Annotated in this window: 22 protein-coding genes; 9 read left to right on the top strand and 13 right to left on the bottom strand. The window is 67.2% G+C overall.

The genetic code is table 11. The features are described 5' to 3' along the window. Positions 1-30 precede the first annotated feature (30 nt). Positions 31-1,110 (bottom strand): 4-hydroxyphenylpyruvate dioxygenase, encoded by a 1,080-nt coding sequence (gene hppD / locus AC1Q7H_RS11865; RefSeq protein WP_013952717.1) that lies wholly within the window; start codon positions 1,108-1,110, stop codon positions 31-33. A gap of 229 nt (positions 1,111-1,339) precedes the next feature. Here hppD and AC1Q7H_RS11860 point away from each other — a divergent pair, with 229 nt between their 5' ends. Beyond that, positions 1,340-1,813 (top strand): Lrp/AsnC family transcriptional regulator, encoded by a 474-nt coding sequence (locus AC1Q7H_RS11860; protein WP_010812428.1) that lies wholly within the window; start codon positions 1,340-1,342, stop codon positions 1,811-1,813. Positions 1,814-1,857: 44 nt separating this feature from the next. On the opposite strand, the gene AC1Q7H_RS11855 is transcribed toward AC1Q7H_RS11860, so the two are convergent. The 3 genes from AC1Q7H_RS11855 to AC1Q7H_RS11845 are packed head-to-tail and all read right to left on the bottom strand — an operon-like array spanning position 1,858 to position 3,391. After that, a complete protein-coding gene (locus tag AC1Q7H_RS11855) occupies positions 1,858-2,070 on the bottom strand; it encodes a hypothetical protein (protein ID WP_492377998.1) in 213 nt (70 codons plus the stop codon). Beyond that, entirely contained in the window at positions 2,067-3,164 is a 1,098-nt protein-coding gene (locus tag AC1Q7H_RS11850; RefSeq protein ID WP_492377997.1) for an ATP-binding protein, read from the bottom strand. The genes AC1Q7H_RS11855 and AC1Q7H_RS11850 overlap by 4 nt, the downstream gene beginning before the upstream one ends. A gap of 14 nt (positions 3,165-3,178) precedes the next feature. Beyond that, positions 3,179-3,391, bottom strand: coding sequence for a hypothetical protein (locus tag AC1Q7H_RS11845; protein WP_249221354.1), 213 nt, complete (start codon positions 3,389-3,391; stop codon positions 3,179-3,181). A 136-nt stretch (positions 3,392-3,527) separates the two neighbouring features. On the opposite strand from AC1Q7H_RS11845, the gene AC1Q7H_RS11840 reads away from it, so the two are divergent. After that, positions 3,528-3,770 carry an Hpt domain-containing protein gene (locus AC1Q7H_RS11840; RefSeq protein WP_228772383.1) on the top strand — a complete coding sequence of 81 codons (243 nt, stop codon included), beginning with the start codon at positions 3,528-3,530 and terminating at the stop codon, positions 3,768-3,770. 212 nt (positions 3,771-3,982) lie between these two features. Further along, positions 3,983-4,489 (top strand): hypothetical protein, encoded by a 507-nt coding sequence (locus AC1Q7H_RS11835; RefSeq protein ID WP_211981197.1) that lies wholly within the window; start codon positions 3,983-3,985, stop codon positions 4,487-4,489. Positions 4,490-4,498: 9 nt separating this feature from the next. Here the strand turns inward: AC1Q7H_RS11835 and AC1Q7H_RS11830 are convergent, their stop codons facing one another. From AC1Q7H_RS11830 to AC1Q7H_RS11820, 3 genes are all read right to left on the bottom strand, one after another. After that, positions 4,499-5,098: a TetR/AcrR family transcriptional regulator gene (locus AC1Q7H_RS11830; protein ID WP_013952721.1), complete on the bottom strand. Its 600-nt coding sequence runs from the start codon at positions 5,096-5,098 to the stop codon at positions 4,499-4,501. 150 nt (positions 5,099-5,248) lie between these two features. Next, on the bottom strand, positions 5,249-6,151 hold the full coding sequence (locus AC1Q7H_RS11825) for a patatin-like phospholipase family protein (RefSeq protein WP_211981199.1): 903 nt from the start codon (positions 6,149-6,151) through the stop codon (positions 5,249-5,251). A 226-nt stretch (positions 6,152-6,377) separates the two neighbouring features. Further along, positions 6,378-7,109 carry a YceH family protein gene (locus tag AC1Q7H_RS11820; RefSeq protein ID WP_211981200.1) on the bottom strand — a complete coding sequence of 244 codons (732 nt, stop codon included), beginning with the start codon at positions 7,107-7,109 and terminating at the stop codon, positions 6,378-6,380. 195 nt (positions 7,110-7,304) lie between these two features. Here AC1Q7H_RS11820 and AC1Q7H_RS11815 point away from each other — a divergent pair, with 195 nt between their 5' ends. Then, positions 7,305-9,041, top strand: a complete 1,737-nt coding sequence (locus AC1Q7H_RS11815; protein ID WP_013952724.1) for an FAD-dependent oxidoreductase — start codon at positions 7,305-7,307, stop codon at positions 9,039-9,041. An 11-nt stretch (positions 9,042-9,052) separates the two neighbouring features. Here AC1Q7H_RS11815 and ada read toward each other — a convergent pair whose 3' ends face one another. Then, positions 9,053-10,123: a bifunctional DNA-binding transcriptional regulator/O6-methylguanine-DNA methyltransferase Ada gene (gene ada / locus AC1Q7H_RS11810; RefSeq protein WP_492377996.1), complete on the bottom strand. Its 1,071-nt coding sequence runs from the start codon at positions 10,121-10,123 to the stop codon at positions 9,053-9,055. Positions 10,124-10,131: 8 nt separating this feature from the next. Beyond that, on the bottom strand, positions 10,132-10,908 hold the full coding sequence (locus AC1Q7H_RS11805; RefSeq protein ID WP_492381318.1) for a 2OG-Fe(II) oxygenase: 777 nt from the start codon (positions 10,906-10,908) through the stop codon (positions 10,132-10,134). A 235-nt stretch (positions 10,909-11,143) separates the two neighbouring features. Between AC1Q7H_RS11805 and AC1Q7H_RS11800 the strand changes: the two genes are divergently transcribed. Beyond that, a complete protein-coding gene (locus tag AC1Q7H_RS11800; protein WP_013952727.1) occupies positions 11,144-11,623 on the top strand; it encodes a nuclear transport factor 2 family protein in 480 nt (159 codons plus the stop codon). A gap of 104 nt (positions 11,624-11,727) precedes the next feature. Here the strand turns inward: AC1Q7H_RS11800 and AC1Q7H_RS11795 are convergent, their stop codons facing one another. Then, positions 11,728-13,446 (bottom strand): dipeptidase, encoded by a 1,719-nt coding sequence (locus AC1Q7H_RS11795; RefSeq protein ID WP_238553128.1) that lies wholly within the window; start codon positions 13,444-13,446, stop codon positions 11,728-11,730. A 305-nt stretch (positions 13,447-13,751) separates the two neighbouring features. On the opposite strand from AC1Q7H_RS11795, the gene AC1Q7H_RS11790 reads away from it, so the two are divergent. From AC1Q7H_RS11790 to AC1Q7H_RS11780, 3 genes are all read left to right on the top strand, one after another. Further along, positions 13,752-14,483, top strand: a complete 732-nt coding sequence (locus tag AC1Q7H_RS11790; RefSeq protein ID WP_013952729.1) for a glutathione peroxidase — start codon at positions 13,752-13,754, stop codon at positions 14,481-14,483. Between the two features lie 141 nt (positions 14,484-14,624). Beyond that, positions 14,625-16,016 carry a dihydrolipoyl dehydrogenase gene (locus AC1Q7H_RS11785; protein WP_211981203.1) on the top strand — a complete coding sequence of 464 codons (1,392 nt, stop codon included), beginning with the start codon at positions 14,625-14,627 and terminating at the stop codon, positions 16,014-16,016. Between the two features lie 107 nt (positions 16,017-16,123). Beyond that, positions 16,124-16,672, top strand: a complete 549-nt coding sequence (locus tag AC1Q7H_RS11780) for a TetR/AcrR family transcriptional regulator (RefSeq protein ID WP_211981205.1) — start codon at positions 16,124-16,126, stop codon at positions 16,670-16,672. Between the two features lie 57 nt (positions 16,673-16,729). On the opposite strand, the gene AC1Q7H_RS11775 is transcribed toward AC1Q7H_RS11780, so the two are convergent. Together AC1Q7H_RS11775 and AC1Q7H_RS11770 are read right to left on the bottom strand one after the other, a co-directional pair. Next, the gene (locus AC1Q7H_RS11775; protein ID WP_013952732.1) at positions 16,730-17,080 is read right to left on the bottom strand and encodes a BrnA antitoxin family protein; all 351 of its coding nucleotides are present in this window, start codon (positions 17,078-17,080) and stop codon (positions 16,730-16,732) included. Next, on the bottom strand, positions 17,064-17,192 hold the full coding sequence (locus tag AC1Q7H_RS11770) for a BrnT family toxin (RefSeq protein WP_319609827.1): 129 nt from the start codon (positions 17,190-17,192) through the stop codon (positions 17,064-17,066). Before AC1Q7H_RS11770 ends, AC1Q7H_RS11775 begins: the two co-directional genes overlap by 17 nt. A 390-nt stretch (positions 17,193-17,582) precedes the next feature. Here AC1Q7H_RS11770 and AC1Q7H_RS11765 point away from each other — a divergent pair, with 390 nt between their 5' ends. Continuing rightward, a complete protein-coding gene (locus AC1Q7H_RS11765; protein ID WP_492377995.1) occupies positions 17,583-19,790 on the top strand; it encodes a TonB-dependent siderophore receptor in 2,208 nt (735 codons plus the stop codon). Positions 19,791-19,841: 51 nt separating this feature from the next. On the opposite strand, the gene AC1Q7H_RS11760 is transcribed toward AC1Q7H_RS11765, so the two are convergent. Next, the gene (locus tag AC1Q7H_RS11760) at positions 19,842-20,516 is read right to left on the bottom strand and encodes an SOS response-associated peptidase (protein WP_211981208.1); all 675 of its coding nucleotides are present in this window, start codon (positions 20,514-20,516) and stop codon (positions 19,842-19,844) included. Between the last annotated feature and the right edge of the window lie 238 nt (positions 20,517-20,754).

Below are 20,754 nucleotides of genomic sequence, written 5' to 3'. Positions count from 1 at the left end.
GGGCTGCCGGTCAGGGAAGGCCGATGCCGGTCAGGCCTCGACCTTGAGCGTGCCGCGTTCGATCTGGTCGCGTTCCAGCGACTCGAACAGGGCCTTGAAGTTGCCTTCGCCGAAGCCTTCGTCGCCGCGGCGCTGGATGAACTCGAAGAACACCGGGCCGAGCGCGGTCTTGGAGAAGATCTGCAGCAGCAGGCGAGGCTTGCCGCCTTCGGTGGTGCCGTCCAGCAGGATGCCGCGCGACTTCAGTTGCTCCACAGGCTGGCCGTGGCCGGGCAGGCGCTTGTCCAGTGCTTCGTAGTAGTAGTCGTTCGGCGCGGTCATCAGCGGCACGCCTGCCAGTTGCAGGCGGTCGATGACCTCGATCAGGTTGTCGGTCAGGAAGGCGATATGCTGGATACCCTCGCCGTTGAAGGCCATCAGGAACTCTTCGATCTGCCCGGCGCCCTTGGACGATTCCTCGTTCAGCGGGATGCGGATTTTACCATCCGGCGCGGTCATCGCCTTGGAGGTCAGGCCGGTGTATTCGCCCTGGATGTCGAAGTAGCGGATTTCGCGGAAGTTGAACAGCTTTTCGTAGAAATTGGCCCAATAAGCCATGCGGCCACGGTAGACGTTGTGGGTCAGGTGGTCGATCAGCTTGAGGCCGTGGCCGACCGGGTGGCGGTCGACGCCTTCGATGAATTCGAAGTCGATGTCATAGATCGACTTGCCTTCCTCGAAACGGTCGATCAGGTACAGCGGCGCGCCGCCGATGCCCTTGATCGCGGGCAGGCGCAGTTCCATCGGGCCGGTCGGGATCTCCACCGGCTGTGCACCCAGTTCCAGCGCGCGGGCGTAGGCCTTGTGCGAATCCTTGACGCGGAAAGCCATGCCGCAGGCGCTCGGGCCGTGTTCGGCGGCAAAGTAGGCGGCGTGGCTGTGCGGCTCGCGGTTGACGATGAAGTTCACTTCGCCCTGGCGGTACAGCACCACGTCCTTGGAGCGGTGCTTTGCCACCAGCGTAAAGCCCATCTGCTCGAACAGCGGCTCAAGCACGTTGGGGGTGGGCGAGGCGAATTCCACGAATTCGAAGCCCATCAGCTGCATCGGGTTGTCAAACAGGTCGGCCATGGCTTTCTCACTAAAGGGGCGGGAAATAATATTGTGGCGGCGGCACTTGGCGGCGGGGTCGTGCCGGTGTCAGTCGGCTCGGCGGAACCTCTTACAGGACATGCCTGTAGTGCGCTTGCTTGGGATGCAGTGTATATTCCGGACGGCAAAATTGGATTTCGTAAAACAGGCAGGGAAACCCTAGATTATGAAATCTGATTGCGTGAATCGCTGATATGAGGAAATCAAAGTGCAATCGATCGAGCTGGACCGTACCGATCGCCGCTTGCTGGGGGTGTTGCAGGAGCAGGGGCGGGCTTCCAACCTGGAACTGGCCGAGGCCATCGCGCTGTCGCCGGCGCAGACTTTGCGGCGCCACCGCCGCCTGGAAGAGGCCGGGCTGGTCAAGCGCTACGAGGCGCGGCTGGATGCGGCGGCGCTGGGCTTTGGCGTGGTGGCCTTTATCCATGTGACGATGGAGCGCGGGCATATCCGCGACCTGTCCAACTTCAAGCGCCTGGTGGCGGAGCTGGCACAGATCCAGGAATGCTTCTCGGTGACCGGGGATATCGACTACGTGCTGAAGGTGGTCGCCAAGGACCTGAAGTCGCTGTCTGACTTCCTGCTCGATACGCTGATGCGTATCCCGGGTGTCAGCGGCGTGAAGTCCAGCGTGTGCCTGGACGAGATCAAGTGCACCAGCGCGGTGCCGCTGGAGGCCTGAGCGGGCTTAGTCTTCCGGCTGGTCGAGGCGGTCGCACTGCACGTTCATCGCCCGGCACACATGCGCACCATGACGGACCGCGAGCCGGGCTTGACGCCGCAGTGGGCGGCCTCGTCACGCGTGCCGGCCTGGCGATCGGGCGTGCTGGCCTGCACTGGCACGGCCACCCTGCGCGCCCGGCAGCCACTGGCGCAGGCTTTTGCCACCGCCGCATCCAGCACCTGCAGGCCAACCGGCTTGACGATCACGGCATTCATGCCCGCCGCCAGTGCCGCGGCGTGGTCCGCCGCGACGGCGCTCGCCGTGCAGCCGATCGCCGGCACGCCGCCGCAGGCATCCTTGCGCGCGCGCACCGCCCGTGCGAATGCCAGGCGTCCATGACCGGCATGGCGCAGTCGCACCCGATCACGTCGAAGCTGGCCTGGTCCTGCCTGGCCAGCGCTTCGCGGCCATCACAGGCGGTGCTTACGCGGTGGCCCAGGTGTTCCAGCTGGCGCTGCAGCAGCAACCGGTTGGGCGCATGGTCCTCGACCACCAGGACGTTGACCCGGCGCCGTGCGCAGCCCGCCGTGGGCGGCGGCACCGGCTCGGGCAGTTCCGTGGCGACGGCAAGCGTCAGCGGCAGCGTCACCATGACGCGCGTGCCCTGGCCCGGCTGGCTGGACAGCGAGATCTGGCCTCCCATCGCGCTGGCCAGGCGCTGGCAGATTGCCAGCCCCAGCCCGGTGCCGCCGGCATGGGGGCGGGTGCGGTCATGCACCTGTTCGAAGGGTTCAAACATCCGCGCCTGCGCGTCGGCGGGAATCCCGATGCCGGTGTCGGAGACGGTCAGCATGACCTGCTGCACGCCGTCGCGAGGCGCCAGCGCGTCAAGCCTGACATGGATCGTGCCGCTGTCGGTGAAGCGCACCGCGTTGGACACCAGGTTGGCCATGATCTGACGGAAACGCAGCGCATCGACCTGGTGCAGTGGCGCGACGGCGGCGCCGATGCCGCTGGTCAGTGGCAGGCCCTTCTGCGCCGCCACCGGACCGAAGATCAGCAGCGTATCCTTGACCAGCCCGGGCAGCGAAACGGGTGCCGGGTGGATGCTGAACTTGCCGGCCTCCATCTTGGACAGGTCCAGGATGTCGTCGATCAGCGCCTGCAGGCCCAGCGCCGACTTGTGCGCGGTGACCAGCTGCAGGCGTTCCTGCTCGGCCAGCTGGCAGCGCGCCAGGGTCAGCTCCAGCATGCCGGTGACGGCGTTCATCGGGGTGCGGATCTCATGGCTGACCGAGGCCAGGAAGGTGGACTTGGCGCGGTTGGCGGCCTCGGCTTCGGTCTTGGCGTGCGCCAGCTCGGCCAGCATGTCGTGGCGTTCGGTCAGGTCGACGTGCAGGTGATGAGCCGCAGCGAGGCATCGCGCAGGTAGACGGGCTGGGGAATGCCGTCGAGCAGCGCCGACTGGATCGCGATGTTGTCCTTCAGCGCAATCTCCGCGGCCCGGCGCCGGCGCACCTCGCGATACAGCACGAAGATCCATGCCAGCAGGCATGTCGTCAGCAGGCAGAGCAGTCCGGTCGTCCACCCCAGCACCTGCCAATGCGCCTGTGGCCTTGCGTGCGGTGGTGGGGCGCTGCGGGGCGCTGGCGTGCGGATCGCCGGTGGCGGGGCTGGTTGCAGGGCAGGTGCCTCGGGCGAGGCAACAGGCCTATCAGCCAGGGATGGCACCATGGCGGGCGCTGGCGCGGGCCGCCCTCCGGACGGTGCGCTCGACACGGTGCGCAGCGTCGCCCACCGGCTCAAGGCATCTGCCCACTACGTCGGCTGCCACGGCTTGCGTGCTTTCGCCCAGCGCCTGGAGCACGCCGCCGGCGACGGCGATTCCGCCAACGCTGCTGCGCTGGCCGCGATCGTGGCGCCTACGGTAGCGCGGCTGCTCATCCTGCTCGCGGCGCTGCCATCAGAAAAATAAGACCGCGGCGGTCGCCGGCAGGTCCGGTGCGGGAATACACCGGATTGGCCCGGTGAGGTCGGTTGATTATGCTCGGATATATCAGGGCGGCGATTTTCAATATTCTGGAATTAATGGCGCCGATTAATGCGGTGCGGATTTATATGACGGCACGGGCGCCAGATTTTAATTTCGGCGGGACGGTAGTTTGACGATATTTTCCGGGAGCGGGCATGGGTCAGATCATGGCGTCAATGCCGGATTCGGCGTTCTATTTCCACCTGGCGGCGGTGACGATGCTGCTGCTGGGGTTGGCGGTGTATCGCGTGGTGTCGCACGTGTTGGCCACCCCGGACGGGCGCAAGGCCCGCGCGCAGCGGCTGGCACGGGTCACCGCGGGGCGGCTGCTGGCGCTCGGTGGTATCTGGACCGCCATTGCCTATGGCCACGGCGCCTGGGAGCGGGCCGGCGCGCATAACTGCCGGCACCTGCCGTCGTTGGATGCTGCTGCGCGGTACGCAGCGGAATACTGCTATCTGGGCCGGGAGCGGGTGTTGCTGCGCATCTACGGCGTGGAGCGCAACCGCGTGCTGGCCCAGCGCACCTTCAACAGCAGCGGGCCGGTGCGGCTCAGTTGGGACGGCCAGGCCGTGGTCTTCGATGCCGCGGCGCCTGGCAAGGCAGGGCGCCTGGCGCTGCCGCCTACGCTGGGCGACCGGTTGCTGGCGCGGCTGCCCTGATCCGGCGCTTCACAACCAGTCCGCGTGCATGCGCGCCAGCAAGGCGTCCAGCCCGGCCGGGGCCGGCAGGCGCGCCATCAGCCAGCGCACCGCTGCGGACAAGTCCTGGCCGTCATAGTCCGGTGCAAAGCTGTGCAGCGTGGCGCCGTGCAGGAAACAGCGCAGCGCCAGCCATTCCGGCTCTGGCGGCGCGTCCGGCGGCTGGCCGAACAGCATCTGCGGCACGGCCTCCAGCGGCGCACGCACGGCCGTGGCCAGGCGCGCGTCGCCACGCGTTGCCATCCACACCTCCAGTATGGCCAGCGAGGTATGCCGCTGTGGGCGGGTCGCCAGGACATGCAGCATCAGGTGCAGGCGCAGCGAAGGGCTGAGCGGGCCCAGCGCGGCCAGGCGCGCCGCCTCGCGCTCCAGCAGCCAGGTGAGCATGGCTGGCAGCAGGTCATAGCGGCCTTCGGGGAAATGGTGCCGCAGGGAGCCGCGGCTGCTGCCGGCCAGCTCGCACACGCGCGCTTCTGAAAAGGCCGCATAGCCTTGCTCGATGAGCAAGGCCGCGGCGGCGTCGATTAGGGACTGGCGGGTGCTGGCGCTGCGTTCGGCTTGGGTGGACATCTGTCGGATTGTAGCAATGGCCAGAGGGCAGCCTGGCGCGCGGGCAGCGTGGGCAGGCCTTGGTCCGCGTCGACAAGGGCCGGTACAAGGGCGACCAGTATGCGTCGCGGCACAATCCGTTCGTGTACTTCCAACCCGTGCTCAGCCGCTTCAGTGGGGCGCCGACGCCGGGATGTCGGCGCTGCAGCTAGGCGCCGCTTCGTCGTGCGAATGCGGCGCCAGCGCGCTAGGTATGCGCTGGCTGTCCAGCCCCTTGCCTTGCAGCCACTGCGCGGTGGTGGCCGCGGCGCGGTCGATCAGTTCGCCGCATTTGGAGTAGTCGTAGGGCGAGATGTCGAGCGGGCACAGCGGTGGCACCACGCTGATCTGCGCGCGGTCGGCGAAGTGCTGCAGGTCGTGCACGAGCTGGCGCGCCACCAGCAGCGAGAGCGCGTTGAACGCATGCTCCAGCGCGCCGCGCGGCGGGCGGCGCTCAGCACAGGTGAAGCCCGCGGGAAGCACGATCACGCGCGTGGCACCCAGTGCGACCGCGGTGGATACCGGGGTGTTGTTGGCCACGCCGCCGTCGATCAGCGTGCGGCCCTCGAACTGTACCGGCGGGAACACGCCGGGGATGGCCGCGCTGGCCAGCACCGCGTCGACGATGCTGCCGCTGGACAGCAAGACCTCGTCGCCGCTTTGCATGTCGGTCGCCACCACATGCAGCTGCAGTTCCGCTGCCTCCAGCCGCCGCGGCCCGAAGTGCTGCGCCAGCAGCGCGCGCAGCCCGGCCGCCTCGACCAGGTGGCCGCGGTTGCCGCCGAACATGCTCCAGACGCTGCGCCAGCTCCACGGCAGGATGTCCGAACGCCGGATGCCGCGCCACAGCGCGTCAAGCCGGCCGGCGCCGGCCACGCCCGGATTGCAGGCAAAGTAGGCGCCGTTGATGGCGCCGGCCGAGGCGCCGATCACGATATCGGGCATCACGCCCCACGCCACCAGTTCGCGCAGCATGCCGACCTGGATCGCACCCAGGCTGCCGCCGCCGGCAAATACGAAGGCTGTCTTGTCCATGTCTGCGCCGGTCTCCCTGTCCAGTCTGCGGTCCTGAGCAAAGCATAGGCGACATCCGGGCCATCGGGCAGGTCGAACGGCAAGTCGTCTGCCGCGCTACGGTCTGAGTCTGTGGCTCCGCCTTCGCAAGCTAATAACGCAATTAACCGCCTACAATATCCACCAACCACCAATGCTGTCTGGCAGCGGGGTGTTCGGTACCGTCAGGTATGGCGCAGGCGGGGTGTCAGTCGAGAAACTCGTCGACGGGGATGCCAAGTTGCCCGGCCATGTGTTCGACCAGGCTTTGCAGCTTCGCCACCTTCTCGGTCAGGGCCTGCTGCTCGGCGCGCAGCTGTTCGAGCTCGCCCGGCGAGGCGGTGGCGCCGCCGGTGGTGCGTTCGGCATCGTCGGCATCCGCTGCGGCGCTCACTTCGCCGCTCAGCAGGTGCATCCAGCGATTTTCGCGTGCGCCCGGCGCGCGCGGCAGCCGGACGACAAAGGGCGGCGCATGGCTGGCCAGTTCGTCAAGGAAGGCCTCGACCGACGAGATATCGGCAAAGCCGTGCAGGCGCGCGGTATTCAGGCGCAGCTCCGCTGCGGTCTGCGGGCCGCGCAGCAGCAGCAGCGCCAGCAGCGCGACGGACTGGCTGGGCACGGCTAGCACGCGCTGCATATTGTGTTCGAAGCGCGGCACGCGGCTGCTGCTGCCTTCAAAGACCAGGCTCAGGCCCTTGAGGCCGTCGATGGCTTCAAGGATCTCGGCCTCGCTGACGTTCATCACCGGGGCGCGGGCGGTCTTCTGGTTGCAGCCCGAGACCAGCGCATTGAGCGACAGCGGGTAGGTATCGGGCACGGTGTGCTGTTTTTCGACCAGCACGCCGAGCACGCGGCCTTCGACAGGCGTCAGGGGGCGCAATGCCGGACGGGCGGGACGGTCGCCAGTCTGGCTGGCGTCGGAATCATGGTTGGATTGCATCAAGACTGGTTTTTTGCTGAAGGTGACGGCGAATGCCGACACGCCGAGGCGCTCATTCAATCCCAAGCCGGCGCAATCCGCAACTGCGCCGTGCGATCCTCGCATTCTGCGCGCCGCGGTCTACTATCGATAGGCCGCGCGGCGGCAACCGGGAAGATGCGCCAGGGCAGGCGCGGGTCCAGACGGGGAGGGAGCATGGCGATTTCGCAGTCGGAGGCAATGGCACCGGATGAGGACACCGGCCCGGAAGCTGGTGGCGGCCTGGAAGCGCCGTATTCCACGCTTGAGTCACGCTGGCACCAGATGTTCCCGCAACTCAGCGCCGACGACATGGCGCGCGTGCGGCGCTTTGGCACGCCACAGAGCTGGCGCGCGGGCGAGAAGCTCTTTGCCATCGGCGAGACGGGCCGGGGCATGTACCTGATCGGCAGCGGCCGCGTGCGCCTGATGCGGCGCGACGGCCTGGGCCGCGAACACCAGATCACCGAGCAGGGACCCGGCCACTTCCTGGCCGAGGTCGGCACGCTCAGCGGCCGCCCGGCGCTGGTCGACGGCGTGGCAGTGACCGATACCCAGGGCTATTCAATCACACCCGAGCGGCTGCGTGCCCTGCTGGTGGCCGAGGCCGAACTGGGCGAGCGCATCATGCGCGCGCTGATCCTGCGCCGCGTGGGGCTGATCGAATTCGGCAGCGGGCCGGTGCTGGTCGGCCACGGTACCGAGCCGCAACTGGTGGCACTGCAGGCCTTCCTGCGGCGCAACGGCTACCCGCATACGGTCATCGATATCGACGCGGAACGTGACTGCTCATTGCTGCTCGATTATGCCAACGCGCCCGCCAGCGACTTCCCGCTGGTGATCTGCGCCGACGGCCGCGTGCTGCGCGCGCCGGACGAAGGGCAGCTGGCTTCGTGCCTGGGGCTGTTGCCGGAGTTCGATCCGGCCCATGTCTATGACGTGGTGGTGGTCGGCGCCGGGCCGGCCGGGCTGGCCACGGCCGTGTATGCCGCGTCCGAAGGCTTGTCGGTGGCGGTGATCGATTGCCGCTCGCCGGGCGGGCAGGCGGGCGCGAGTGCCCGGATCGAGAACTATCTTGGCTTTCCCACCGGCATCTCCGGGCAGGCGCTGGCCGGGCGCGCGTTCGTGCAGGCGCTGAAGTTTGGCGCGCATATCGCCATCCCGCTGGAGGTCAAGGCATTGCATTGCGGCGCGGACCCGATCCGGCTGGAGCTGGCCGATGGCCGCATGATTCCGACCCACACCGTGGTGATTGCCACCGGCGCGCAGTACCGGCGCCCGGACATCGCCGCGCTGGAGCACTTTGAAGGTCGCGGCGTGTACTACTGGGCTTCGCCGGTGGAGGCCAAGCTGTGCAAGAACGAGCCGGCGATGCTGGTGGGCGGCGGCAATTCGGCCGGGCAGGCAGCGGTCTACCTGGCCTCGCACGCGGCACACGTGCATATGCTGGTGCGCGGGCCGGGGCTGGCCGCCACCATGTCGCGCTACCTGATCGACCGCATCGGTTCGCTGCCCAATATCACGCTGCACACGCACGCGCAGATCAGCGCGCTGGCGGGGGAAGGGTGGCTCAGTTCGGTGCGCTACGAATGCCGGGCGGAAAGCCCGGCCCCGGTCACGATGGACGTGCGGCACCTGTTCCTGTTCATCGGCGCCGATCCCAATGCCTCGTGGCTGCGCACCTGCAACGTCGAGGTCGATGACAAGGGCTTCGTGCGCACCGGCGGCGGCGAGCTTGGCTGCGCGTCGGCGGTGCCGTATCCGCTGCAGACCAGCGTGCCGGGCGTGTTTGCCATCGGCGATGTGCGGGCGGGGTCGACCAAGCGGGTCGCCGCGGCGGTGGGTGAGGGCGCGGCGGTGGTGGCGCAGATCCACGACTACCTGGCTCGGGTGCAGGCAGCCGTGGCGCGCTGAGCGCGCGCCACTCAGGCTTGCGCCTCGCGCTCCAGCAGTTCGCGCTTGCGCGCCACGCCCCAGCGGTAGCCCGACAGGTTGCCGTCGCTGCGCACCACGCGATGGCAGGGAATGGCCACCGCCAGGTGGTTGGCGGCGCAGGCCTGCGCCACCGCGCGCACCGCACGCGGCGCGCCGATGCGGGCCGCGATCTCGGCATAGCTGGCGGTGCTGCCCGCAGGGATCTCCTGCAGGGCCTGCCATACACGCTGCTGGAACGCGGTGCCGCGCACATCCAGCGGCAGCGCCAGGCCGATAGACGGTGCCTCGATAAAGCCCACCACTTGCGCCACCAGTTGCTCGAACTGCGCATCGCCGCCGATCAGGTTGGCGCGCGGGAACTGGTCCTGCAGGTCCTGCACCAGCGTTTGCGGATCGTCGCCCAGCAGGATCGCGCAGACACCGCGCTCGCTCTGGGCCACCAGGATCGCGCCCAGCGAGCACTGGCCGATGGCAAAGCGGATATCGGTGTCAGCCCCACCCGCGCGGTAGCGCGTCGGGGTCATGCCCAGCACCGCGTCCGAGGTCTCGTAGAAGCGGCTGTTGGAGCCGAAGCCGGCGTCGTAGATCGCCTCGGTCACGGAGTCGCTGGTGCCCAGTTGCTCACGCAGCTTCCTGGCGCGATGCGCGGCGGCATAGGCGCGCGGCGTCAGGCCGGTGGCGGCCTTGAAGAGGCGGTGGAAGTGATAGGGGCTGACGCCCGCCGCACTGGCCAGTTCGGGCAGCGTGGGCAGGGTGTCGGCGGCCTTGATGCGGCGGCAGGCGTCGGCCACGATGGCTGCATGCTGGGCCGCCAGCGCAGGCGCGGCGGCACGGCGGCTGGGCCGGTAACCGGCGGCTTCGGCGGCGGCGGCGTTGTCGAAGAACTCGACATTGGCCGGATGCGGCAGGCGCGACGGGCTGCTCGGCAGGCAGTACACGCCGGTGGTCTTGACCGCATAGACAAAGGCACCGTCGGCGCCCGGATCGCGCGCCAGCACGCGGGCCCAGCGCGGGTCGCGTTCGATGGTGCTGGCTTCCGGTTGCTGTGTGGAACGGGTCATGGAATACCTCACGTGGCGTCGTGGAAGATGATGCCCAGCGTGTAGCGCTGGCCCGCGTGCAGCCGGCTGACGCCGTGCCGCAGGTTCACGCGGTAGCTGCCGCGGCTGCCCTGCACCGGGCGCTGGCTGACGGCGAATACCACCGCGTCGCCCTGGTGCAGCGTCACCACCTCGGCCCGCGACTGCATGCGCGGCCGCTGCTCGGTCATCACGAACTCTCCGCCGGTAAAGTCGCGGCCCGGCTCGGACAGCAGGATGGCGACCTGCAGCGGGAATACGTGCTCGCCATACAGGTCCTGGTGCAGGCAGTTGTAGTCGCCCGGGCCGTAGCGCAGCAGCAATGGCGTCGGGCGCAACTGGCCGGCGTCGTGGCAGCGGGCAAGATAGTCGGCGTGCGCGGCGGGATAACGCACATCGATGCCCATGGCGGCGTTCCAGCGGTTGGCCACCGGCACCAGGCGCGGATACAGCGCCGTGCGCAATGCGGCCACGGTGTCGGGCAGGGGGTAGCGGAAGTACTTGTACTCGCCCTGGCCAAAACCGTGCCGGCGCATCTCGATGCGAGAGCGGTACAGCGCGTCCTGCGCATAGCCGTCGGCAAGCGCGTCGCATTCGGCTGCCGACAGCAGGCCGCGGATCGCGGCGCCGCCGTAGTCGTCGAGTTCGCGTGCAATGGCCGCCCAGTCGGTGCCATCGACGCGGGTGGCGATATCGGCTCCGTGCCCACGCCCCCGCGCCGTGCCGCGCGCCGGCGGTATTGGCCTGCGCGGCCCTGCCACGGCCATTTCGGGGCGTTGTATCTGGCTGATGCTCACCGCGGGTCCCCTGTCTCTCGCTTGCATGGTGCCAACTTTAGGCCGCCCGCGTGCGCCTCGCACTCCGGGTCTTGCTTTTGAATTCTGCCCGACAGCCTGCCTTGACAAGACAGATCTGTCTATCAATAATGATACAGGTCTGTATCATAACGAGCAGGCTGTTCTTCCCACCTGATCCACCCTGTTTCAGCAAAGGAGTCTCCGCATGTCCGCACAAGCCGAAATCCGTCCGCCGTTGCCCCCATTCACCCGTGAATCCGCCATTGCCAAGGTCCGTGCAGCCGAGGACGGCTGGAACAGCCGTGACCCCGAGCGCGTGGCGCTGGCCTATACGGTCGACAGCGCCTGGCGCAACCGTGCGGAATTCGTCAACGGCCGCGCCGACATCGTCGCCTTCCTGCAGCGCAAGTGGCAGAAGGAGCTGGATTACCGGCTGATCAAGGAGCTGTGGGCGCACGACGGCAACCGCATCGCCGTGCGCTTTGCCTACGAATGGCACGACGATTCCGGCAACTGGTACCGGTCATACGGCAATGAGAACTGGGAGTTCGATGAGGCGGGGCTGATGCGCAGGCGCTATGCCTGCATCAACGATGCGCCGATGAAGGCGGCGGACCGCAAGTTCCACTGGCCACTGGGCCGGCGGCCGGATGAACATGCGGGGTTGAGTGAACTGGGGTTGTAAGGCTGTTGGGTATCAGTACGGCGATATTCGCTGAACACCGCAAGCCAGCTCCCTCTCCCGCGCGTGGGAGAGGGGGGCGAACAATCGGACTTGGTAGAACAGCCTTACTGCATCTTGTCCAGGTTCCCGATCCGCACCAGCATCTCAGTGAACATCTGCATATCCAGGTTCAGGTCGGCAACTTCCTTGTACTCGCGCGCATTGTGCGCGGTGTACTTCTTGCCCGGCATGGCCGGCCCGAAGTTGATGGCATTGGGCATCAGCTTGGCGGTGGTGCTGCCGGCGGTGGAAACCGGCTTGGCTTCCAGCCCGGTGGTATCGCCAAAGATGTTCAGCAGCGTGGACAGCCACGCGCCCTTGGGATCACGCGCCATCCAGTTGCCCTGGTCGTACTTGATCTCGACCGGGCCATGGGTGGCGGCCCAGCCGAAAATACGCTTGGTGATCTTGCCGCCCAGCTCATCCGGGGTGCGGCCGCGCGGCATGCGCACGTTGGTGACCACGTCGACGTATTCGCCGCGCTCGCGCACCAGCGTGGGCGACATGGTCAGCGGGCCCATGAACGGGTCGCGGTAGGCCACCTCCATCCTGGTGCCGAGGTAGTCCAGCCCGTACAGGTCGTTCAGGTAGCGGACCGCGTTCAGGTAATGGTTCTCGGCAAATTGCACGCCGCTGGCCTGCAGGAACAGCGCCAGCCGCGGCAGCGGGTTGACCCCTTCCTCCGGGCGCGATCCGTGCGCCGAGACGCCGGTGACCTTGACTTCCACGTCGTTGCCGGCGCGCTTCACTTCGATGGAGAACTTGCCGCGCGGGGTGTGGCGGTGCAGGAATTCAGCGCGCGCCTGTTCCAGCGTGGCAGCCACGGCGGCAGCATCGCCGCCGGCAATGCGCGCGGTGGCGGTCTCGGGGATGGCGTTGGCCGAGGCCGCGCCGCGCATGGCAACGATGGCCGGTCCCTTGTAGTCGGGCTTGCCCTGCGCGCTCTTGCCGTCCGCTGCCTTGATGCCGAAGGACACGGTCAGTGTGCCCGCGCCTTTCTCCGCCACCACCGCGGGGTATTTGCTGTCGAGCACGACGTTGTACTCGGGCAGGGTGGTGTGCTGGCGGTAGTACTTCATGCCGTCGCCGCCGGTTTCCTCGGTGGTCTCGATCATCAGGCGGATGGTGCGCTCCAGCGGCACGCCGCTTTCCTTGACGGTCTTCATGGCATACATGACCGCGGCGATCGAGCCCTTGTCGTCGATGGTGCCGCGCCCGTACAGCGTGTCGCCCACGCGCGTCATGCGGAACGGATCCAGTTTGGTGCCGTCCTCCAGCACCCATTCCTCGGCCACCGCAGGCACCACGTCGGCGTGGGTCAGGATGCCGAAGGTATCCTTGGCGCCGCCGGGCAGCGTGACCTCGAAGACCCGGTTGTCGACATTGCGGTAGGCCAGCCCGAAGTCACGCGCCATGGCCTCGATCATCTTGCCGAACTCGATGATGGCGGGGTTCTCGTGCTGCGGGACCTTCTCGTCGCGCACGGTACGCAGCGCCACCATCCTGCCGATGGTGTCGATCACCCCGGCCTCGTTGTGGACGCGGTTGTAGACGCCCAGCAGGCGGCCGATATTGGCCAGGTTGTCGCCGGCCAGCGGCGACCGGGCTTGCCACGCCGCCACGGCCGGCGCCACCGAAGGCTCGGCTTTGGCCGCGGCGGCCATGAATGCCTGCAGGTCGGCGTGGGCTGCCGTTCGGGTGCCGGAGACCAGCGCATCCAGGGCCGGTTTCTTCAGGGTTTGCGCCTGCGCGGGGTGCGCCAGCATCAGTGACAGCGCGAGCATCGGGGCCCATCGGCAGAGAGACGGCAGGCGGCAAGGTCGGGTCATTGCGGACAAAAAGGGGAGTCTGAGTGGATGCCGCATGATAGGGCACTCGCCGGTATTTGCCGAAAAAATATGCTCTTGCGTGCGCGCGGATGAGGTGCCATTGCCGGCGCAATAGGGAGTGGCTATGCCGGATCAATAGCGTAAGGCAATCGTCGTAGTTAAAACGATGAATTGTACAAATCACATCCCGGTCGACAGAATGGGGCCTTCGCTGCAACCCGCAGCCGAAACCAACCCGATCCAGACCAAGGAGTGAACTGATGCTGCAATCCCGTGAAGGCCAACGCGTTCCCAATGTCGCTTTCCGCATGCGTGAAGACAACGAGTGGAAGACCGTCACCACCGGCGAGCTGTTCAACGGCAAGACCGTGGTCGTGTTCTCGCTGCCGGGCGCCTTCACGCCGACTTGCTCGTCGACCCACCTGCCGCGCTATAACGAGCTGGCGCCGGTGTTCGCGAAGCACGGCGTGGACGACATCCTGTGCGTGTCCGTCAACGACACCTTCGTGATGAACGAGTGGGCCAAGGACCAGGAGTCCGAGAACATCACCATGATCCCCGACGGCAACGGTGAATTCACCGAAGGCATGGGCATGCTGGTGGACAAGGCCGACCTGGGCTTCGGCAAGCGCAGCTGGCGCTATGCGATGCTGGTCAAGGACGGCGTGGTGCAGAAGATGTTCATCGAGCCGGAAGAGCCGGGCGACCCGTTCAAGGTCTCCGACGCCGACACCATGCTGGCCCACATCGCGCCGAATGCGCGCAAGCCGGACCAGGTGGTGGTGTTCTCCAAGGTCGGCTGCTCGTTCTGCGCCAAGGCCAAGCAACTGCTGGACGACAACGGCTTCGACTACATCGACGTGCCGCTGGACAACAAGGTGCGCGGCAAGGTGCTGGGCGCCGTGTCGGGCGAGATGACCGCACCGCAGGTCTTTATCAACGGCAAGCTCATCGGCGGCGCCGAGGCGCTGCAGCAGTACCTGGGCAAGTAAGCCGATTCCCCTTCCATCCCCCATCCGGGGACCGGCAGTCGCCGGACCCGATGGGGTCGCCTTGCCCGGCGGCATGGCGGCCCCATCCAGCCCGCTGATTGACACCAGTTTGACGCCATCAAGACAAAGGAAACGACCGCCATGACCACCATCCAGACCGACGTCGCCGTGATCGGCGCAGGCACCGCCGGCCTTGCCGCCTACCGTGCCGCGATTGCCGCGGGCAAGCGCGCCGTGATCATCGAGGGCGGCCCGTACGGCACCACCTGCGCGCGGGTGGGCTGCATGCCCTCCAAGCTGTTGATCGCTGCCGCCGAGGCCGCGCACGAACTGCGCCACACCGCGCCGTTCGGCGTGCACGTGGATGGGCAGGTCCGCATCGACGGCCGCGAGGTGATGGCCCGCGTGCGCAGCGAGCGCGACCGCTTTGTCGGCTTTGTGGTGCGCGGCGTGGAGAGCATCCCCGAAGCCGACCGCATCCGCGGCTATGCCCGCTTTATCGACAACACCACGCTGGAAGTGGATGGGCACACCATTGTGCGTGCCAGCCGCGTGGTCATCGCCACCGGCTCCACGCCGATGCTGCCGGCGCCGTTCCAGGCGTTCGGCGACCGCCTGATCGTCAATGACGATGTGTTCGCCTGGGAAGACCTGCCCGCCAGCGTGGTGGTGTTCGGCCCCGGCGTGATCGGGCTGGAACTGGGCCAGGCCTTGTCGCGCCTCGGCGTGCGGGTGCGCGTGTTCGGCGTCAGCGGCTCGCTCGGCCCGCTGACGGATCCCGTGATCCGCGCCTACGCGGCGAAGACCTTCAACGGCGAGTTCTATCTCGATCCGGACGCCAAGGTGACCGACATGGCCCGCGACGGCGACCAGGTGGTGGTGACCTACCTGGACCGCGAAGGCCGCAGCGTGACTGAGCGCTTCGACTATGCGCTGGTCGCCACCGGCCGCGTGCCCAATGTTCGCGGCCTGGGCCTGGAGCATGCCGGCCTGGCGCTGGATGCGCGCGGCGTGCCGCTGTTCGATGCGCGCACGCTCCAGTGCGGCAATGCGCCGGTGTTCATCGCCGGCGACGCCAACAACATCCTGCCGCTGCTGCACGAGGCCGCCGACGAGGGCAAGGCCGCGGGCGAGAACGCCGCCAGCTACCCGCAGGTGAAGCCGCTGGCCCGCCGCGCGCCGATCGCGGTGGTGTTCACGGACCCGCAGATCGCGATGGTCGGCCAGCGTTACGCCGACCTGGCCGAAGGCACGTTCGTGACCGGCGAGGTCAGCTTCGAGGACCAGGGCCGCAGCCGCGTGATGCTGAAGAACCGCGGCCTGATGCACGTCTATGCCGACAAGGCCTCGGGCCGCTTCCTGGGCGCGGAATGGACCGGCCCGCGTGCCGAGAACATCGCCCACCTGCTGGCGTGGTCCTACCAGCAGGGCCTGACGATCGGGCAGATGCTGGGCATGCCGTTCTACCACCCGGTGGTGGAAGAGGGCCTGCGTACGGCGCTGCGTGATGCGGAGGCAAAGCTGCAGGTCTGAGCGGGCCAGGTTTGCTAGACAGGTCTGTCTGTCATAGTATCGACCTATAGAGGCCGGGCGGCGCAGGGTGCTGTCCGGCCGCTCCCATTACCGACTCCGCAGCCAACATGGCCACGCCTTCCGCCCGCGACCGCATCCTCGACACCGCTGCCCGCCTGTTCTACCAGGAGGGCTACCGCGCCACCGGCATCGACAAGATCATTGCCGAATCCGGCGTCGCCAAGATGTCGCTCTACCGCCATTTCGCCTCCAAGAACGAGCTGATCTCGGCGTTCCTGGCGCGCCGCCATGATGAGTGGATGACCTGGTTCCGGCAGGACGTGGAAGTCCGGCTTGCCGCGCGCCCGCACCTGGACGTGATTGCTGACGCGCTGGCGGACTGGTTCAGCCGCGACTTCCGTGGCTGCGCCTTTATCAACGTGGTGGCCGAGGCGGGCGGCGACGCGCGCGCGGCGGAGCAGGCGGCGGCCCACAAGGCCGAGCTGGAGGCGTTCGTCGCCGACATCGCCACGCGCCTGGGCCTGGACCAGTCGCAAGCGGTGGCCGAGGAAGCCATGCTGTGCATCGAAGGCATGATCGTGCGCTACCAGATGCAGCCGGATGCGGCGGTGGTCGAGGCGGGGCGGCGGTTGCTGGGCCGGCTGCAGGCCGGCTGATTGGCTTGGGGGCTGCTCACTGAGGCTGAGGACTGCCCGACGCTTCCTTCGTCTGGCTTAGCGCCGCGGCAGTATCCGGTGCGATTTGGCGTAATCGCGCAGTGCGTCGTTCATCAGCGTTTGCCATCCGCTGCCGGTGGCCTTGTAGGCGTCCAGTACATCGGGATCGATCCGCAAGGTCTGGTTGACCTTGCGCTCGCCAGCCGGCTTGGCCGGCCTGCCACGGCGTTTCACCAGCGCATCGGCTTTTTCTTTTCCCACTACCTGCTCGGGTACCTTGCGCGCCGAGCGCATCCGCTTGATTTGCTCGGTCGGCAACGACACCGCATCGGGGTCTCCGGCAATGCCGCGCGCAATGGCGGCATCCTCCGCGGGCGTCGGCATGGTGAGGTCAGGTTTCCTGTTCATAGTCTCGCACCTCTCGGGAGTTGGCTTTACGCAGGCTGATTACCCGTAGCGTGTTGCCGCGTATGGTGAATACCGGGCAATACAGGCGCCGGCCAATCGGCCCATATGCGATGTAGCGGGTTTCGCCATATGGCTTGCGGTCATCGATCTCCAGCAGGGCGCTACCAAGTCCATCAACCCCGCGGCGGCCAGTGACAACCCGTGTTGACGTTGGTTGATAGCGTCCTTTGCCAAGTCAAACTCGATTTCCATTCGGATTTACTGTAGCAGCAAGAAATAGGGTGGTGCGACATTTTTATGCTACAGCGTTAATCCTGGCATCGTAGTAAAGCGGAAAACTGATCACTCTGCAGCAGGCAGTCCAGGGGGCCATAGAAAATGTCTCTCTTCTGACACATTCAGGCTACAATCTGTTGTAATTGAGAATTAGTCGTATTCGTAATCAGGATTTTCCACTTGCCACGCCGCGCCTGCGGGGTAGCTACCTTCCGATCCCTGAGTGATGTATCTCCACCCCACCAAGCGGGCAAAGCCGCGCTTTGCCTGCCCCGTGCTTGTCACCCCGCGCGGCCTTTCGCTGACCACCCTTGTGCTGAGCCTGCAGGCGGGCGGCGTGTTTGCCCAAGCCGGCGAAGTGCCTGCGCCGGCAACGGCCAGCGCGGCGGCTGAACTGCCGGCCGTCACGGTCCGCGCCAGCAGTGACGACGAAACCGCCACCGGCCCGGTCCATGGCTTCGTGGCAAAACGCAGCGCCACCGCCACCAAGACCGACACGCCGGTGATGGAGACGCCCCAGTCGATCACCGTCATCACGCGCGACCGGATGGAGGCACAGGGCGCGCAGAGCGTGCAGCAGGCCATCGGCTACAGCGCCGGGGTCTATGCCGGCCCGTACGGCAACGATGCGCGTGGCGACTGGGGCAAGTTCCGCGGCACGGATTTCACGCAGTATCGCGACGGCCTGCTGAACCAGGTCGGCTTCTACAACAACGTGCGGCCCGATGTGTACGCGCTGGAGCGCATCGACGTGCTGCGCGGGCCGTCGTCGATGCTGTTCGGGCAGGGCGCGGTCGGCGGCATCCTGAACCTGGTCAGCAAGCGCCCGCAGCCTGAAGCGGCGCGCGAGATCGGCGTGCAGTTCGGCAACTACAACCGCAAGCAGGTGCAGGCCGACCTGACCGGCCCGCTCGATGCGGACGGCAAGTGGCTGTACCGGCTGGTGGCGCTGGCGCGCGACAGCGACACGCAGGTTGACTACGTCAAGGACAACCGCTACCTGATCGCGCCTTCGCTGACGTGGCGCCCGAGCCAGGACACCTCGCTCACGCTGCTGGCCAACTTCCAGCGCGATGAAAGCGGGACCTCGGTCGGCTTCTTCCCCTGGCGCGGCACGCTGCAGGCCAACCCGGCCGGCCAGATCCCCGATCACCTGTTTATCAGCGAGCTCGGCTTCGACCGCTACAACGCCGAGCAGGCGTCGGTGGGCTATGAGTTCCAACACAAGTTCAACGACACCGTGACGGTGCGGCAGAACCTGCGCTATTCGCACAGCACGGTGGACTACCGCAGCATCTACGCGACCGGCTTCAATGGCGCCGGCCACGGCTGGGTGGCGGGCAGCGATACGCTGATGCGCCGCACGGTTTACCTGAACCAGCCCACGCTGAACTCGTTCGCGGTCGATACCCAGGCGCAGACCAACTTCCGCACCGGCCCGGTCCAGCACACACTGCTGACCGGCGTCGACTACCAGCACGCCGAGATCACGGGGCGCGCCGGGGTGGGGGGCACGGCCGCGCCGCTTAATGTGTTCAACCCGGTCTACGGCAATTTCACCCTGCCGGGCACGCGCGACCTGAACCCCGCCACGCATGCGCAGACCGGCTTGTACGTGCAGGACCAGCTGTCGTGGAACAAGTGGCTGCTGATGCTGGGGCTGCGCTATGACTGGTCGCGCGCCGCGCAGGACAACACGCCTTCGGCCAGCCGCGACGACAGCGAGCTGACCAAGCGTGGCGGCCTGATGTACCGCTCGGACATCGGCCTCAACCCGTACGTCAGCTATTCCGAGTCGTTCCAGAGGCTGGCCGGCTTCAACAAGGCCAACCAGGCCTTCAAGCCGCTGCGCGGTTCGCAGTGGGAGGCGGGGATCAAGTACCAGCCGCCGGGCAAGAACGCCACGTTGACCATCGCCGCATTCGATATGCGCGAGAAAAACCGCAAGACCGCCGGCGTGGTCAACGGCATTCCCGATTCGGTCCAGGTGGGCGAGGCGCGTACACGCGGCATCGAGGTGGAGGCACTGGCCTCGCTGTCCAGCCGACTGGACCTGATCGCAACCTATACCTACCTGGATGCGCGCGTGATCGACGGCACGCCGGCCGAGGTGGGCAAGAAGCTGCCGAGCACGCCGTCGAACATGGCGTCGCTGTGGGCCAACTATCGCTTCAGGCTGTTTGGCGTGCCGGGCTTTGTCGCCGGCGGCGGGGTGCGCTATGTCGGTCCCAGCTATGACGGTGCCGACCAGAACCGGGTGGGCGGCGTCACGCTCTACGACGCGATGATCGCCTATGACCACGGCCCGCTGCGCGTCTCGTTGAATGCCAACAACCTGTTCGACAAGCAATTCCTGACCACCTGCCTGGCGCGCGGTGACTGCTACTTCGGCGCGCGCCGCACGGTGGTGGGCAGCGTTACCTACCGCTTCTGAGCCGCCTTGCGTGGGAGCGAGCCCGCGGCCATGGCGGCGAAAGCGGCGCGCTTACGCCGAGTCGGGGATTGGCGCTCCCTGCACTTTGGGCGCCGGTTCGGCCCGCATGGCGTCCGCGGGCAAGAGGGTCAGGAAGGTGCGCGCGACCTCGGGATCGCGGCAGGCGAGCCAGTCGTCCCACTGTTCACGCGGCACGATGACCACTGACCGTTTTTCATCGCCCGGCTTGTGGAAGCGCTGCATCACCGGGTGCTGGGCCGAGTTGATGGTCAGCATGGTGAAGGACAGCGACTGGTCCGGCCAGCTGCGCCACAGGCCCGCGATGCCGAAGGCCTGCTCGCCGGGTAGCCAGACGCGCCAGCGCACCGGCTTGCCGGACGTGCCGCCGGGCACTGCATCTTCGGGATACGCAAACTCATAGAACGCCGTGGCCGGCACCAGACACAACTGGCCCTGGCGCCAGTAGCGCGCAAAGGCGGGGCGCTCGCCCACGGTCTCGCTGCGGGCATTGGTGGTGTCAAAGCGCCGTGCGCCGGGCGGGATGCGCGGGCGCGGCACCATGCCGAACGAGGCCAGTGCGCCACTGCGCGCGCCATCGTCGGCGGCGCGCACGATCGGCGCCGCGTAGTCCGGATAGGTTTCAGCCTTGTACATCCCCGGCGGCGGTTCCACGCCGAAGATTTCGCGCAGGATCCGACGCTGGACCGGGGCGTAGTTGGTGCACATGCGCTGTCTCCTGGCGGTGATGCCCGTATCGTCGGCGCCGGGCGGTGCCGCGTCAAGGGTGGCTCGGGGTGCCTCAGGGCTCACGGCAGGAATGGCAAAAACCGTCAGCGGCGCTGGCGGAATCGGCTATTGCCTGCTCCCCTGGCGCTCGCGCACACTCTTGCGGCAGCCGCTGCGCGCCGCCATGCCGCGCGCACTGGCCACCTACCAAAAGGCACAAGCCGGAATACAGGAGACA

Source organism: Cupriavidus sp. GW823-FHT06D04, from assembly GCF_058795055.1.
Note: the sequence above shows the minus strand (reverse complement) of the source record. Positions and strands in the feature narration are given on the sequence as shown.

Excerpts from the sequence above, each read along its gene's own strand:
- hppD (WP_013952717.1), bottom strand. The coding sequence starts at position 1,110 with ATGGCCGACCTGTTTGACAACCCGATGCAGCTGATGGGCTTCGAATTC.
- AC1Q7H_RS11855 (WP_492377998.1), bottom strand. The coding sequence starts at position 2,070 with ATGAATGCCGTGATCGTCAAGCCGGTTGGCCTGCAGGTGCTGGATGCG.
- AC1Q7H_RS11850 (WP_492377997.1), bottom strand. The coding sequence starts at position 3,164 with ATGCTGGCCGAGCTGGCGCACGCCAAGACCGAAGCCGAGGCCGCCAAC.
- AC1Q7H_RS11840 (WP_228772383.1), top strand. The coding sequence starts at position 3,528 with ATGGCGGGCGCTGGCGCGGGCCGCCCTCCGGACGGTGCGCTCGACACG.
- AC1Q7H_RS11835 (WP_211981197.1), top strand. The coding sequence starts at position 3,983 with ATGGGTCAGATCATGGCGTCAATGCCGGATTCGGCGTTCTATTTCCAC.
- AC1Q7H_RS11830 (WP_013952721.1), bottom strand. The coding sequence starts at position 5,098 with ATGTCCACCCAAGCCGAACGCAGCGCCAGCACCCGCCAGTCCCTAATC.
- AC1Q7H_RS11825 (WP_211981199.1), bottom strand. The coding sequence starts at position 6,151 with ATGGACAAGACAGCCTTCGTATTTGCCGGCGGCGGCAGCCTGGGTGCG.
- AC1Q7H_RS11820 (WP_211981200.1), bottom strand. The coding sequence starts at position 7,109 with ATGCAATCCAACCATGATTCCGACGCCAGCCAGACTGGCGACCGTCCC.
- AC1Q7H_RS11815 (WP_013952724.1), top strand. The coding sequence starts at position 7,305 with ATGGCGATTTCGCAGTCGGAGGCAATGGCACCGGATGAGGACACCGGC.
- ada (WP_492377996.1), bottom strand. The coding sequence starts at position 10,123 with ATGACCCGTTCCACACAGCAACCGGAAGCCAGCACCATCGAACGCGAC.
- AC1Q7H_RS11805 (WP_492381318.1), bottom strand. The coding sequence starts at position 10,908 with ATGGCCGTGGCAGGGCCGCGCAGGCCAATACCGCCGGCGCGCGGCACG.
- AC1Q7H_RS11800 (WP_013952727.1), top strand. The coding sequence starts at position 11,144 with ATGTCCGCACAAGCCGAAATCCGTCCGCCGTTGCCCCCATTCACCCGT.
- AC1Q7H_RS11795 (WP_238553128.1), bottom strand. The coding sequence starts at position 13,446 with ATGCTCGCGCTGTCACTGATGCTGGCGCACCCCGCGCAGGCGCAAACC.
- AC1Q7H_RS11790 (WP_013952729.1), top strand. The coding sequence starts at position 13,752 with ATGCTGCAATCCCGTGAAGGCCAACGCGTTCCCAATGTCGCTTTCCGC.
- AC1Q7H_RS11785 (WP_211981203.1), top strand. The coding sequence starts at position 14,625 with ATGACCACCATCCAGACCGACGTCGCCGTGATCGGCGCAGGCACCGCC.
- AC1Q7H_RS11780 (WP_211981205.1), top strand. The coding sequence starts at position 16,124 with ATGGCCACGCCTTCCGCCCGCGACCGCATCCTCGACACCGCTGCCCGC.
- AC1Q7H_RS11775 (WP_013952732.1), bottom strand. The coding sequence starts at position 17,080 with ATGAACAGGAAACCTGACCTCACCATGCCGACGCCCGCGGAGGATGCC.
- AC1Q7H_RS11765 (WP_492377995.1), top strand. The coding sequence starts at position 17,583 with ATGTATCTCCACCCCACCAAGCGGGCAAAGCCGCGCTTTGCCTGCCCC.
- AC1Q7H_RS11760 (WP_211981208.1), bottom strand. The coding sequence starts at position 20,516 with ATGTGCACCAACTACGCCCCGGTCCAGCGTCGGATCCTGCGCGAAATC.